Origin of the sequence: Bdellovibrio bacteriovorus (genome assembly GCF_002208115.1) — a bacterium.
GTDB lineage: Bacteria > Bdellovibrionota > Bdellovibrionia > Bdellovibrionales > Bdellovibrionaceae > Bdellovibrio > Bdellovibrio bacteriovorus_C.
Genome location: NZ_CP020946.1, coordinates 2,138,988 through 2,151,499, shown reverse-complemented (window position 1 = coordinate 2,151,499; position 12,512 = coordinate 2,138,988). Strand labels below are relative to the sequence as shown.

15 protein-coding genes are annotated in these 12,512 nt (G+C 50.2%); 11 read left to right on the top strand and 4 right to left on the bottom strand.

Annotated elements, in window-relative coordinates; all coding sequences use genetic code 11:
* Nucleotides 1-96 precede the first annotated feature (96 nt).
* Nucleotides 97-600, top strand: a complete 504-nt coding sequence (locus B9G79_RS10400) for a hypothetical protein (RefSeq protein WP_088565450.1) — start codon at nucleotides 97-99, stop codon at nucleotides 598-600.
* Here B9G79_RS10400 and B9G79_RS10395 read toward each other — a convergent pair.
* Nucleotides 597-872 carry a TMEM165/GDT1 family protein gene (locus B9G79_RS10395; protein ID WP_015090848.1) on the bottom strand — a complete coding sequence of 92 codons (276 nt, stop codon included), beginning with the start codon at nucleotides 870-872 and terminating at the stop codon, nucleotides 597-599. The genes B9G79_RS10400 and B9G79_RS10395 overlap by 4 nt on opposite strands.
* 60 nt (nucleotides 873-932) lie before the next feature.
* Between B9G79_RS10395 and B9G79_RS10390 the strand changes: the two genes are divergently transcribed.
* The 9 genes from B9G79_RS10390 to B9G79_RS10350 all read left to right on the top strand — a co-directional run bounded on the left by B9G79_RS10390 (nucleotide 933) and on the right by B9G79_RS10350 (nucleotide 8,961).
* A complete protein-coding gene (locus B9G79_RS10390; RefSeq protein WP_232468561.1) occupies nucleotides 933-1,520 on the top strand; it encodes an exopolysaccharide biosynthesis protein in 588 nt (195 codons plus the stop codon).
* A 101-nt stretch (nucleotides 1,521-1,621) separates the two neighbouring features.
* The gene (locus tag B9G79_RS10385) at nucleotides 1,622-2,008 is read left to right on the top strand and encodes a cysteine rich repeat-containing protein (protein ID WP_088565448.1); all 387 of its coding nucleotides are present in this window, start codon (nucleotides 1,622-1,624) and stop codon (nucleotides 2,006-2,008) included.
* 8 nt (nucleotides 2,009-2,016) lie between these two features.
* Entirely contained in the window at nucleotides 2,017-3,273 is a 1,257-nt protein-coding gene (locus B9G79_RS10380) for an MFS transporter (RefSeq protein ID WP_088565447.1), read from the top strand.
* A 135-nt stretch (nucleotides 3,274-3,408) separates the two neighbouring features.
* Nucleotides 3,409-3,975: a lipocalin family protein gene (locus B9G79_RS10375; protein WP_088565446.1), complete on the top strand. Its 567-nt coding sequence runs from the start codon at nucleotides 3,409-3,411 to the stop codon at nucleotides 3,973-3,975.
* A gap of 4 nt (nucleotides 3,976-3,979) precedes the next feature.
* Nucleotides 3,980-4,888 carry a LysR family transcriptional regulator gene (locus B9G79_RS10370; RefSeq protein ID WP_088565445.1) on the top strand — a complete coding sequence of 303 codons (909 nt, stop codon included), beginning with the start codon at nucleotides 3,980-3,982 and terminating at the stop codon, nucleotides 4,886-4,888.
* Between the two features lie 123 nt (nucleotides 4,889-5,011).
* The gene (locus B9G79_RS10365; RefSeq protein ID WP_157678770.1) at nucleotides 5,012-6,001 is read left to right on the top strand and encodes a polyprenyl synthetase family protein; all 990 of its coding nucleotides are present in this window, start codon (nucleotides 5,012-5,014) and stop codon (nucleotides 5,999-6,001) included.
* A complete protein-coding gene (locus tag B9G79_RS10360; RefSeq protein ID WP_088565443.1) occupies nucleotides 5,988-7,469 on the top strand; it encodes a phytoene desaturase in 1,482 nt (493 codons plus the stop codon). The genes B9G79_RS10365 and B9G79_RS10360 overlap by 14 nt, the downstream gene beginning before the upstream one ends.
* Nucleotides 7,469-8,383 carry a phytoene/squalene synthase family protein gene (locus B9G79_RS10355; protein ID WP_088565442.1) on the top strand — a complete coding sequence of 305 codons (915 nt, stop codon included), beginning with the start codon at nucleotides 7,469-7,471 and terminating at the stop codon, nucleotides 8,381-8,383. Before B9G79_RS10360 ends, B9G79_RS10355 begins: the two co-directional genes overlap by 1 nt.
* Nucleotides 8,380-8,961, top strand: coding sequence for a hypothetical protein (locus B9G79_RS10350; protein WP_088565441.1), 582 nt, complete (start codon nucleotides 8,380-8,382; stop codon nucleotides 8,959-8,961). The genes B9G79_RS10355 and B9G79_RS10350 overlap by 4 nt, the downstream gene beginning before the upstream one ends.
* On the opposite strand, the gene B9G79_RS10345 is transcribed toward B9G79_RS10350, so the two are convergent.
* The 3 genes from B9G79_RS10345 to B9G79_RS10335 are packed head-to-tail and all read right to left on the bottom strand — an operon-like array spanning nucleotide 8,930 to nucleotide 11,341.
* Nucleotides 8,930-9,676, bottom strand: coding sequence for an ABC transporter permease (locus tag B9G79_RS10345; protein ID WP_088565440.1), 747 nt, complete (start codon nucleotides 9,674-9,676; stop codon nucleotides 8,930-8,932). The genes B9G79_RS10350 and B9G79_RS10345 overlap by 32 nt on opposite strands.
* Nucleotides 9,660-10,523: an ABC transporter ATP-binding protein gene (locus B9G79_RS10340; protein ID WP_157678769.1), complete on the bottom strand. Its 864-nt coding sequence runs from the start codon at nucleotides 10,521-10,523 to the stop codon at nucleotides 9,660-9,662. Before B9G79_RS10340 ends, B9G79_RS10345 begins: the two co-directional genes overlap by 17 nt.
* Nucleotides 10,520-11,341 carry a sterol desaturase family protein gene (locus B9G79_RS10335; RefSeq protein ID WP_088565438.1) on the bottom strand — a complete coding sequence of 274 codons (822 nt, stop codon included), beginning with the start codon at nucleotides 11,339-11,341 and terminating at the stop codon, nucleotides 10,520-10,522. Before B9G79_RS10335 ends, B9G79_RS10340 begins: the two co-directional genes overlap by 4 nt.
* Nucleotides 11,342-11,378: 37 nt before the next feature.
* Here B9G79_RS10335 and crtY point away from each other — a divergent pair, with 37 nt between their 5' ends.
* Complete coding sequence (gene crtY / locus B9G79_RS10330; protein WP_088565437.1) at nucleotides 11,379-12,512, top strand: lycopene beta-cyclase CrtY; 1,134 nt, start codon at nucleotides 11,379-11,381, stop codon at nucleotides 12,510-12,512.

Here is a 12,512-nt window from a genome sequence, read left to right as displayed (position 1 = left end):
TTCCGCCTATTCTGACACCAAATTTGTGACAAGCCGGCTTTGCAGGCCGTATAAACAAGTATGCCTAAACCACAGTTTGTACTTTTTGTATCGTTAATGGCTCTTATGCTTTCCTCCTGTGGCGGTGTCGAAGCTCTGATTGGACCGTCTGAAATTCTTCACGAAATTCCATCTGAAATGTTTTATCAAACCAAGGGTGACTGCGCTCAAGGGGACTTGTCATTCAGTGTGCTGGTGGCCGCGGGCACCCAAATGTGGACGGACCCGTCTGCGGTGCTACATTCGCAGCAGGAGCTTTACCTGCACTCAAATCACACTTTTGATATGCGCTATCGTGAATTCACTTTGGATGATGTGGCTTTTGATACGAGATTGCAGTCGCGTTTCAGCATCGACGGCCACAGTGGGCGCGTGAAATTAAACGGTGTCGGTGAAGGATTTGTGATTCAGGACAACGGACGCCGTTATTTGCAGTTGCAGTTCACTCAGGCGGTGAATTCGCCAGAGCTTGTGGGGAAAACGGCACGCTTTCGAATTATGAATTCAATGACGGGACTCGACACGGATCGTGCCGAGTATTGCGGCTATTCTCTGTTCTAGGACTTGGCTGCCAGAACCCAGATACCGACCAGAATAAACAAACTGCCAGAAACGTACTTCATGATTTGGGGGCTTAACATAGTCCCCAGGAACTTTCCAAAGATCACTCCCAGTGCCCCGGCAAGACCCAAGGCCAATACAACGGCCAGCATCACTGTCATGGTCGACTTTGTTTGTGAAGATGCAGCCAACGCGGCAAATTGGGTCTTGTCTCCCATTTCAGCCAAAAATATAGTGATAAAGGTGCTGGCAAAAATCTTCCAATCCATCATGGGTCCTTTGTTCGAAAAATGAAAACCTAGTGATAAAAGGATAGGTGAGGGAAGGCAAGTTTGAAAAGTCGATTTATTTCCGCCATGGATCTTTTGCAGGAAGAAGCTTCCAAAGGACACCTCACTTTGCGAAGAGTTTTCCATTTATTGGGAGAAGAAGGCCACGCCATGCTGGTGCTGTTCTTCTGTCTGCCTTTTATGCAGCCTATTCCCATTCCTGGGCTTTCAACGCCCCTGGGGATGATGATCTGTGTGGTGGCTTTTTTTCTGTACCTGCAACGACCTCCGTGGCTTCCCAAACGTTTTGAAAATGTGAAGCTGTCCTCTGAAGTGGTGATCAAGGTCTCGGAAGTGGCCGAAAAGATCTGGACCTATGTTTCCCGCATCGTCAAAGAGCGGCTGACCTTCTTCCACGACATGTGGTTTTTCCGCATCCTGAATCTGATTGTTTTCGTCGGGAATGCGGTTCTTCTGTCTCTGCCTTTACCCATTCCTTTTTCCAACACCGTTCCCGCCGTCGGGATCATTCTGTGCGCCATTGGCCATATGGAAAAAGACGGTGTTTTTATCCTTTTTAGCTACCTGTGGTGTCTGATAGTTGCATCGTTCTTTGCAACACTGGCCCTGGGGGCGATCAAACTTGTCTGACTTCCCTTAGGTCCAGTCTCACAGAAAGGACCAACAAGACCTCAAGCTCTTTGTGTGCTTCCGGCAGCTGCTCTAACATGAGTATCTATAGGGGGTACTTTATGGGAAAACTATTAGCAGCTGTGTTGGTTGTCTGCTTTGCAAATGGGGCAGTGGCAAAAGGCCCGAACGACGTCTGCGCCAAGGATCGTGAAACACTTTGCGGGACCGTTGAGCGCGGAGAAGGCCGTGTTTTGAAGTGCATGATGGACAACAAAGACAAACTTTCCGCCGACTGTAAGGCAAAGTTTGAAAAGATGAAAGATCACGCGGCCGAGATGAAAGACGCTTGTCACGAGGACCATGAAAAATTCTGTGCGAATGTTTCCATGGGCAAAGGTAAAAAAATGAAATGCATGATGGAACACAAGGATGAACTGTCTGCAGACTGCAAAGCGCAGATGGAAAACATGAAAGATGCGCACAAGAAAATGAGAAAAGGAAAATAACGAACCTTATGCGCGAAAGAAGTCTGAGACTTAGTCTTTTCGACGCTTTTCTTTGTTCACTGATGATTGGAGCCGGCGAAACTTATTTGCCGGCTTATTCTTTATCCATCGGCATGGGTGAAATCTTTGCCGGTATTCTTTCAACGCTCCCTATTGTCAGCGGCGCGTTCCTGCAACTGATCACTCCGCGCGGCTTGCAGCGCATTCGATCTCATAAAAACTGGGTGGTGGCCTCGGCCACGCTGCAGGCGTTGACCTTTATTCCTTTGATTTATTTCTCGGCCACGAAGGCGCCGAACTTCTGGATGCTGTTTTTGATTTTATCCCTGTACTGGGGTTCGGGCTTTGCCGCGGGACCGGCGTGGAATTACTGGATGGGTCGCCTGGTGCAGGTCGAAGAGGGCAGCCGCTATTTTGCCAAACGGGCACGCGTGTCCCAGATCGGTATTCTGCTGGGCCTTATCGGAGGCGGGGTGGCCCTGCATAACAATGTTGAAATCGGACCGTTCTCGTCCGTTTTCACCATGCTCTTTGTTTTTGCGTTTGCCTGTCGTCTGGTTTCGTCCTTTATTCTTTCTTCTCAGTATTTTGATCCGGCTTGGAACAAAGAGCCAAAGCTGGGATTCCGCGCATCCTGGAAAGTCTTTTGGGCCAACAAATCCAAGCGTCAGTTTTTCTTTTATCTGGCGCCTTTCCAGGCCGCAGTCTTTGTGTCTTCACCCTTTGTGACCCCTTATATGCTGGCGCAGGTGAAAATGGATTATGGCGCCTATATGACAGCCATCGGGGTTTTATTCATTGGTAAGATTCTGACTCTGACTTTGATTGATCGGTTCCGTCAGAATGCCTCGGGCTTTAATTTGCTGGTGTTTGGCGCCGGGGCCATTGTGCCGTTGCCAGCGATGTGGGCGGTCAGCAGTGATATGTACTTTATCTTCTTCCTGCAATTCATCAGCGGTATGGCCTGGGCGTTTGTGGAAGTGGGGCTGTCCTTGATCTTCTTTAAAGACATCAAACACGACGAAAAAGTTCCGATGCTCACGGTTTATAATCTTTTGAATTCACTGGCGATCATTTTGGGAACTTACATCGGCGGCAAAGTCCTGTGGGTGATGGGTGAAAAAGTCAGCAGCTATTACGCCGTATTTATATTGGGATCCCTTGTTCGTGGCGCAGGGTTCTATCCGCTGTACAGGTATGTTCGCAGCCACTTGAATGTCTCCGACCGTCTTCGGGAAGATCTTTCCCCCGAAAAAGCCTCCTGATTCTGACATGCCGCAAAGGCTCTTGAATTGCGCCTTTCAATGGTGTTTCCAGTATGGAAACAGGCGTGTTCCTATTTGTAATAGGCGCCTTCCTCAATTCTGTTTATAACAGTTTTAACAGAAAAAGGAGCTCTTATGAAAAAACTGATTCTTTCAATTTTTGTTCTGGGGTTTGTTTCAACGTCTGTGGCAGCGCCGGCGACAGTGCCTTTTGTGGATCTGAATAAGTATCTGGGTAAGTGGTTTGAAGTCGCCAGCATCCCAATGGTCTTTCAAAAACAATGTATTGGAAACACGACGGCCGAGTATGCCTCTGCCGAAGATGGTCTGATCGCGGTGGTGAATTCCTGTGACACACAAAGTGGTGAACGCTCGGTGGCCGAGGGGCGAGCCAAGGTTCTTGATAAAGAAAGCAACTCACGCCTGAAGGTCACTTTCGTGAAGATCATTGACTGGGTGTTTGGCTTTGGCGGCGATTACTGGGTCTTGGATCTGGCATCAGATTATTCGTATGCGGTGGTCGGCGATCCGACGCTGCAGTATGCGTGGATTCTGTCCCGCGATCCATTCTTGGCACGCGAAACATGGGTGTCAGCAGAACTTAAACTCAGATCTTTGGGTTATGACACATGCACGGTTTTGACGTCCGTGCAGTCGGGCGGGCTTAGTCAGCGAATTCCCCTTTGCGAGTATGTGAAATAGTCGGATGGATAAACGTCTTTCGAAAATCTCATTTTTTGATTTGTTGTTGCTGGCAGAGCTGCCGGATCATAAATCCCTGCGTTCGCTGTCGCGTTCCCTGGGGATTGAGCCTCCGCGTTTGACCAAGGTTTTGCAGTCCGTGCGGCATCAACTGCAGTTTGAGATAATCAAGACGTCCTCTCACGGTTATATCATGACGGCCGAGGGTTCCCACGTCAGCCTTCAGGCCAAAGAACTGCTAAGAAAGGCCGAGGAATTCATTCCCCGCAAATCGCAGCTTCTGGCACCATCGGTCACCTACACTGTGGGTGGCCGGGGTTTCATGAATGTTTTCTTTTCCGGGGCGATGATTGAAAGCCTTCAGGTGGCGGGTGTGACGGCGCTGCTGCGTTTTATGGATCTTTCGCCGGAAGAACTGCGCCAGACCGCCACCGAAGGGGTTTTGGATGTGGCTCTTCATTTGGAAGAGATCCAATGGCCCCAAACCTGGAGCGCGGCCGAAGTGGGTTCTATGCGCTGGAATCTGTATGTCGGAAAGAATCACCCCTTAAAGGGATCTGTTTCCAAAGAGGAGCTGTTGAAATTTCCATTTGCCCGGTCGGCTTATTGGAATGGACGTGCGATCGCGCAAGCGGCGGATCATTTGCCGATACCGCGCAGCGAGCGGATCATGGGACATGAAATGCAAACGGCCCTGACGGCCATCGAGATCGTGCAACATTCCAACAACGTGGCACTGATCCCGAACATCATTGCACGAAAAGCCGAAGAGGCCGGATTGATACGCAGTCTGAAAATCCGGGGATTGGACCCCATAGAGTCGCGAATCTATCTCTCGGTTCGATCTGACAAGATCAGCCAGCGTCTTTTCAAGCAGTGGCAATCCCAACTGAAAGGTCTGCTTAAAGAATAAGAGTATGTCATTTGGCAGTCCTTAATTCCAATTCTAGTGCGGACATTGATTTTAATGACAACATCAGTGAGTTATTTCAAATAACGTTTTGGCCCCGGGGCAAGTTTTGAGGAGTTCATAGTCGTGAATTTAGTTCTCTCTCCAGCTCTTCAGGTCAGCTCACCTTCCAGTGTCGAGCAATGTTGGGGTGCCTTTTTGCACGGTCCGGCCCAGGAATTCATGTCTCGCCCCAAAAAAGAATTTCGGGCGGAGCTTGTGTCCATTGGCTGCCGACTGTATCTGAAGGGTGTTCCGTTCAGCGAAAAACAAAAATCAATCATAGCAGAGCTTTCCCGGGTGCTGGAGTGGATCCACGCCGGCTCCCTGATTGTTGACGATATCCAGGATGACAGCCTGGAGCGCCGTGGGGGCCCCACCGTCCATCGCCTTTATGGTGTTGGGCCGGCGCTGAATCTGGGAAATTGGATGTATTTTGAAGCGTTAAAAGCTTTGCATGGTTTGGCGGTGGATGACGGGGTGAAACTTAAAATTATCTCCTGCACTCACGAGGCCATGCACCAGGCCCATCTGGGCCAGGCACTTGATCTGGGGGCCAGCATGAAGACTCTCAACGCCGGTCAGATTCAGGAAGTCGTGCATAAAAGTCATTGCCTTAAAAGCGGGGCCCTGGTGGCTTTGGCTCTGCAAGTGGGGGCCTTGGTCGCAGAGCCAAAGCCGGATCTGTTGCTTTTGCAGGAACTCGGCACGCAATTGGGCTCGTCATTGCAGCGCTTTGATGATCTTGGGAATTTGAAGTTCCACTGTGCTGACAGCAAGGCCCTGGAAGACCTGAAGCTTGGCCGTCCCTCGTGGATCTGGATGTATTTGGCCACTTGCGGTGACAGCAGTCAGATTCAAGGCTTCAAGGAGGCGCTGGAGTTCCTTCCTGAAACCCATGCTCTGGAGGCCTTCGTGCAGAGCACGGATCTGAAAAAGCGCGCCCATGCCGAGGCCTTGAGGCTTCACCGGAACATGGAAGAAAAAATGAAAAAGTCTTTTGCCGGTTTTGAAAATGTTCAAACCCTGGGTCTTATAAAAAATCTGACAGAGAGAATTGTCCATGCCTATGAATAAAAAAGTTGCCGTGATCGGAAGTGGATTCGGCGGATTGAGTGCTGCCATTCGACTTCAGGCTGCAGGTTTTCAAGTTCGAATTTTTGAAAAGCGCGATATGCCGGGGGGACGGGCTTATGTTTATCGGGACAAAGGTTTCACCTTTGATGCCGGCCCCACGGTGATCACAGCCCCTGAGTGTCTGGAAGAGCTTTTTGCCCTAAAAAACAAAAAGATGTCCGACTATGTCGAGATGATCCCCGTATCGCCTTTTTATCGTCTGCTCTGGGATGACGGGTATAAGTTCGACTACAGCAACAACACCCAGGAGCTGTACTCTCAAATTAAAAAGAAATCCCCCGAAGACGCCAAAGGCTATGAAAAATTTCTGAAGTATTCAGAAGAGGTCTTTAACGAGGGGTACACGAAACTGGTGGCGACACCTTTTTTGCATCTTTGGAGCATGGTGAAAGTTTCCCCGCAGCTTCTGCGTCTGGGGGCTTATCGCAGCGTCTATTCCGTGGTTTCAAAGTACGTCAAAGATGATCATTTGCGCCAGGCGTTTTCTTTTCACTCTTTGCTGGTGGGCGGAAACCCCTATAGCACGTCTGCCATTTACACCTTGATTCACTTCCTGGAACGCAATTGGGGTGTTTTCTTTCCACGCGGCGGAACCGGGGCCCTGGTGCAGGCTTTGGTTCAGTACTTCACCGAAATGGGCGGAGAAATCCGTTGCCAAAGCGAGATCGCACAAATCCTCACCACCCGTGGCAGAGTGACCGGGGTGCAAACGGTTCAGGGCGAAGTCTGGAACTGTGATGCCGTGGTCAGCAATGGCGATATTGTTCACACCTACCGTGACCTGCTGGGGAAGGAGCCCCTGGCGGCAAAGAAATCAAAGGAAATGCAAAACAAAGACTTCAGCATGAGTCTTTTCCTAATCTACTTCGGGACCAGAAAAAAGTATCCGAATCTGGCGCATCATAACGTTTTATTCGGTCCTCGCTATAAAGGTCTTCTTGAGGATATTTTCAGTAACGGCACACTTCCGGATGATTTTTCGCTTTATTTGCATGTGCCCAGCCTGACGGATCCGAATCTGGCTCCGGAAGGGCATGAGTGTTTCTATGTTCTGGCTCCGGTGGCTCACCTGGGTAAAATGAACATCGACTGGAAAAAGGAAGGGCCGGTTTACGCAGAAAAGATCCTGAAATACATGGAAGAAAAATACATGCCGGGTCTAAGAGAAAATATTGTCACCCAGAGAATTTTCACACCTGAAGACTTCTCAACCGAACTGAATTCCTTCCATGGTTCGGCGTTTTCTCTGGAGCCGAAGCTGACTCAAAGTGCATACTTCCGCCAGCACAACAAAGACTCCCAGATTCAGGGATTGTACTTTGTGGGGGCGGGAACTCATCCGGGGGTGCCGGGGGTTGTGAACTCTGGCAAAGCCACTGCGGGCCTGGTCGTCGAGGATCTTAATTGATGGATCAGGCCTCTGATTTGGATCTGCACAGGGAGTCGATTCAAAAAGGCTCCAAAAGTTTTGCGGTGGCCTCGCTGTTTTTTTCCAAACAGCAAAAAATTGCCGCGTGGAAGCTTTATTCCTGGTGCCGGTATTGTGATGACCAGATTGATGAGGCCTCGGTGGATCAGGCTCCGCGGCGGCTGCAGGAGCTGCTTTGTCTGACAAAATCCCTGCCGGCGATCAAAGCGGGACTGCCTTTTCAGTTTCGTGGGCTGGCCGAAATCCTGTCCGGCAATAACATTCCTGTTCAGTACCCTTTGGATTTGTTGCGGGGAATGGAAATGGATGTGAAGAACCGCCGTTACCGTAACTTGCAGGAGTTGGAAGATTACTGCTACTGCGTCGCCGGAGTTGTGGGACTGATGATGTGTCACATCATGGGGGTTCGTTCTGACCAGGCTTTGAAATATGCAGTCTCTATGGGGAGCGCCATGCAGTTGACGAACATCTGTCGCGACATTCGCGAGGATGCTGAACGCGGACGCTGTTATCTGCCTCAGGATTGGTTGCAGCAGGCCGGTATCACCGAGTCGACAATGTTCCTGCCTGAGCACCGCAAGTCTCTGGTGGGTATTCAGGAGCGCCTGCTGCAAAGGGCCGATGAGCTGTACCGCGAAGGGTTTGCGGGACTTCGTTTTTTATCACTCCGTTCTTGCTGGGCGGTTTTGATTGCGGCTAAAGTGTACTCTCATATTGGCGAGCTGATACGCAGGGATTCTGACCGCGGTCTGACCCGGCGAATTTATGTGAGTGTTTGGAAGAAGATAATTTTGATCGTTTCGACCGTAAAGTATCTGGGCCCCCAGGTCTGGTGGGCGTTGAGGTCGAGGGAAAGTGTGCGTTTGCCACTAAGAATTTGGAGTGTAAAGTGAGTACCAGCTTTGTCAAAGAAACATGGATTTATGCCAGCCGTGTTCGCGAGTTCAGTCTGAAAGACTGGATCGTGTACGTGCTTTGGGTGGGGATGATGTACGGGCTCTTTGCCGTGGTCACTCTGTTTATCGGCGTGGGGCATTTCAACGGAGTTCAGTTCCCGGCCTATGTTTACAACATTCCACTGGGGATTTTCATTTTTTCAACTGCGATTGCTTTCGACACTATCGGGCACCGCACGGTTTATAAAGAGTTCCTGCAAAAAGCCGAGGCCCTGGTTCATCACATCACGATTTTTGCCGGTATCACCAGTGTGCTGGTGTTGTGTCTGGCGTACCATTTCCCGGTCTTCCTGCGCATTCCAGCTCTGGTGCTGGTGGCTTTGAGCATCGTTTATTCACTGATCGATGAGGGGTTGCACTGGTATCGCTATCTGGCCCAGCATTCTGACCGGGTCGAAATGTGGAGTCATTTTTTCATTTTCGTGGGTCATCTGATTATGATTCTTGCCTGGTGGCAGTGGTACAGCGAGGGCTATCAGGGGGTTAACGAAACTCTTGCTCTTGGGTTTTTCTAAATAACAGCAAAGAGCCCGCAAAAAACAACACGGCATAAATAGCAAGACCCCAGACATACTTGCTGTTTGTGTCCTGCTTCAGCAAAGCAGCCCAGACCACTTCTCCCATAAAACGTGTCGGCAGATACTGAGATATTTCCTGAACGACTTTTGGTAATGCCTGCGGTGGCATCCAAAGTCCGCCAGCGAAAGAAAGTGGCAGATAAACCAGATTGGCCAGGGGGACCACCGACTTGCCGCTGGCAGAATATCCAAGGCAGGCGCCCAACAGCGCAAACGGGATCGAGGACAGCATTAAAGTGATGAAGAAGTGCAGCCACGGAATCTCCGGCCACTTCAGAGGTGTCGTGATCACGGCGACAAGAATCACCGTTAAAATGGATAGCAGCGAAACAAAAAGGGCGTTTAAAACCCTGGGTAAAAAAGTCAGCACATGAGGCAAAGGCAGAATGTGCAGATAGTGGGACCAGGCCGTGCCCTTTTCCTGTGCGATGCCGATGGCAAATTGAAAAAGTACAACTCCCAATACGCCAAAGCAGGCAAACGAGCCTGTCAGCATGGCGGCGGCAGCCTCGGTTTGTGCGTTTGGAACTCCAAAGAACCAGAAGAACATCGCGGGAAACACCAGGGTCGACAGCAGGTACATGGGCTGACGAATCAGTTCCAAGAACTGGTAATAAGTGTGAAGCAGCGTCAGTTTAAGGTGTCTTTTCATGATGCTTCTTTCTTAAGTGAATGAAGGCCTCTTCCAGGGTCGCCGTTGAAACTTCCAGATCTTCAAGCGGGAAGCTGTTTTCAAAGAACTCTTTTAAAAGCTCTTCAGGGTGCTGGGTCAGAATACGATGGTTGTCACCTTCGGTGGTGCAATCCTCGATCAAAGAGGACAGCGGTTTTCTGGGACTGCGAAACTTGATGGTTCTGAATTTCAGGCTGCGCGTGATTTCATTGGTGGGGCCATCAAACAGCACGGTTCCGTGATCGATGATGACGACCCGGTGCGCGACTTGAGAGACTTCATTCAGGTCGTGGGTGGAAAGCAGGACGGCGCCGCCATCTGCGGCGAAATCACGGATCTCCTGCCACAGGTGAATGCGGGACTCCACATCCAGCCCTGCAGTGGGTTCATCCAGCACAAGCAAATGGGGTGCTCCCAGCAGGGCACAGGCCAAAGAAACCCGGCGCTTTTCCCCGCCGCTCAGGCCCCCCATCTGACGATGCAGGAATGAATGCAGACTGAAGTGGGTTGCCATGTGTTCAACCGAGGGGCCTCGGTCATAGTGCGCCTTTACCAGACGAAGGACTTCGACAGTTTTTAAATGGGCGGGAAAGGAAATTTCCTGCCCCGAGTAACCAATCAGGGACTTGTCAGGCTTTTCGATGACGCCTTGATCAGCGCTTCTTAGGCCCAGCAGAATCTTTAATGTCGTGCTTTTGCCAGCACCATTAGGCCCCAAAAGAGCGACAATCTGAGCGGGCTCGACAGAAAAACCCACATTGTGCAAGGCGACCTTGGCGCCGTAACTTTTACGAAGGTTCGTTATAGACAGCAGAGGAGAGGTCATTTGCTTTGATCCCATTCGCCTGTATTTTTGCGAAACTGAGTTTCATAGGCGGGATGCTGGGTCTTTAACAGGTGATCCCAAAAAGTGTAAAAAAGGCCAAAGTTGTATTTGTAATAACGGTGGTGGGCAGAATGATGAGTCCCTGAGATCAGCCATTTGCCAACGGGATGAACGGCCGACCCGCGCGGCAGAACTTCAAAGCCCAGATGATTGATGATGGCCGATACTGTCATCAGGGTCAGATAAACCAGCAAAACCAAGGGATGCAGCGGCAGGAAAAGCAGAATCAAAGGCAGCGGCAGGGCTTCGATGATGGACTCCACGGGATGGAACGAAAAAGAAGCCCAGGGAGAAGGCTGCAACGAAGCATGGTGAACAGAGTGGAAGCGACGGTACAGCCATGGGATATGCAAAAGCCTGTGGGTCACATAAAAGTAAAAGTCATGGAGCAGCGAAAGCAGGAAACCACTGATCACCAGATAGGTCCAGCCGTATTCATTGAGCGGCAGATAGAAGCGAGCCCATCCACTTTGCCATAATACGCCCAGTAGAACTCCGCCCAGTCCGAATATCCCCGAGCTTATGATGGACCATTTGATTTCAAAAAGTTGCATTTTTTTATCGGGCAAAACGGGATAGATCTGGCGACGCTGTGCCCACGGCCAGTTTTTCTTGTAAAAGGCTGCATAGAAGCAGGCTGTCAAAGCCAGATATCGAACCAAAACCACCAATGTCAGTGCCAACGTGGCAATCAGGAAATTTTGTGGCACCAGAAGATCGAAGGGGATGTAGGATTCATACTTCTCAAAGTGGTTCATAATTGATTGCTATCTTAAAGCACGATATTTGTAAAACATGTTTGGTCAGACAGAAGATAATATTTGGGATTGCCTTATCGTAGGCGGAGGTCTGGCCGGTGGTTTGCTGTTGCAAGCATTGCGTACAGAGCAACCAGCATTGAAAGTCTTGCTGCTGGAGCGGGGCACCAGTTTGGGAGGAAATCATACCTGGAGCTTCCATGGCTCCGATGTTCCACCCCAGGCAAAATGGCTTACGCCCTTGGTATCGAAATCCTGGCCGGCTTATGAAGTCCGTTTTCCAAAATATAAAAGAAAAATAGAAAGTGTCTATTGCTCCATCAGGGCGGAAGACTTCCATCAACGACTGCTGCGGCACCATGCAGATCAAATTCGTCTTGGAACCTCTGTTCAGGAGGTTCGGCGAGATTCCGTGACCCTGCAGGACGGCAGGGTTTTTAAAGCCCGACAAGTCATCGATGCTCGAGGCTGGCCCAAGAAGGAAGCCCTTCGCGGTTACCAGAAGTTCGTGGGCCTGGATGTGAAGTTGGCAAAGCCTCATGGGCTTGATCATGTGATTCTGAAGGATGCCTTGGTTCCCCAGACGGATGGATACCGTTTTTTCTACACTCTGCCGTGGAGTCCGACGGAGCTGCTTGTGGAAGACACTTATTATTCAAATTCTCCGGATTTGAATGTGGATCAGCTTCAACAGGAAATCATGAAGTACATTGCCACCAAGGGGTGGGAAGTTGAATCGGTGATACGCCGGGAGATCGGTTGTTTACCACTGGATTTATACGGCTCTGCCGTTTCCATGACGGGGAACGGGCCTTTGCAGTTGGGGGCGGCCTCCGGTGTTTATCAGCCGGTGACGGGATACACATTTCCACAGACTGTGGCATGTGTGCAGGCTTTGGCTGAAAGTTCTTTGGATAATTGGGGAGCGGTGCTTTCGCAAATGCAACAAAGATACAATCAACAGGCCCGCTATCTTCGTGTTCTGAATCGGATGATGTTCCTGGCGGCGGAGCCAGAAAAAAGATATGTGATTCTTGAAAGATTTTACCAGTTTTCAGAGCCCTTGATCGAGCGCTTCTATCAGGGGCGGCTGCATCGCGGTGATCAACTGCGTATCTTGTGTGGAAAGCCGCCGGTTTCTGTATGGCGTGCGCTTAAAAGTCTTTTCTAG

What these genes read in the sequence shown, in the direction of transcription:
- B9G79_RS10380 (WP_088565447.1), top strand. Translation starts at nt 2,017, where the DNA reads ATGCGCGAAAGAAGTCTGAGACTTAGTCTTTTCGACGCTTTTCTTTGT.
- B9G79_RS10335 (WP_088565438.1), bottom strand. Translation starts at nt 11,341, where the DNA reads ATGAACCACTTTGAGAAGTATGAATCCTACATCCCCTTCGATCTTCTG.
- B9G79_RS10355 (WP_088565442.1), top strand. Translation starts at nt 7,469, where the DNA reads ATGGATCAGGCCTCTGATTTGGATCTGCACAGGGAGTCGATTCAAAAA.
- B9G79_RS10345 (WP_088565440.1), bottom strand. Translation starts at nt 9,676, where the DNA reads ATGAAAAGACACCTTAAACTGACGCTGCTTCACACTTATTACCAGTTC.
- B9G79_RS10395 (WP_015090848.1), bottom strand. Translation starts at nt 872, where the DNA reads ATGATGGATTGGAAGATTTTTGCCAGCACCTTTATCACTATATTTTTG.
- B9G79_RS10340 (WP_157678769.1), bottom strand. Translation starts at nt 10,523, where the DNA reads ATGACCTCTCCTCTGCTGTCTATAACGAACCTTCGTAAAAGTTACGGC.
- B9G79_RS10385 (WP_088565448.1), top strand. Translation starts at nt 1,622, where the DNA reads ATGGGAAAACTATTAGCAGCTGTGTTGGTTGTCTGCTTTGCAAATGGG.
- B9G79_RS10400 (WP_088565450.1), top strand. Translation starts at nt 97, where the DNA reads ATGGCTCTTATGCTTTCCTCCTGTGGCGGTGTCGAAGCTCTGATTGGA.
- B9G79_RS10370 (WP_088565445.1), top strand. Translation starts at nt 3,980, where the DNA reads ATGGATAAACGTCTTTCGAAAATCTCATTTTTTGATTTGTTGTTGCTG.
- B9G79_RS10360 (WP_088565443.1), top strand. Translation starts at nt 5,988, where the DNA reads ATGCCTATGAATAAAAAAGTTGCCGTGATCGGAAGTGGATTCGGCGGA.
- B9G79_RS10375 (WP_088565446.1), top strand. Translation starts at nt 3,409, where the DNA reads ATGAAAAAACTGATTCTTTCAATTTTTGTTCTGGGGTTTGTTTCAACG.
- crtY (WP_088565437.1), top strand. Translation starts at nt 11,379, where the DNA reads ATGTTTGGTCAGACAGAAGATAATATTTGGGATTGCCTTATCGTAGGC.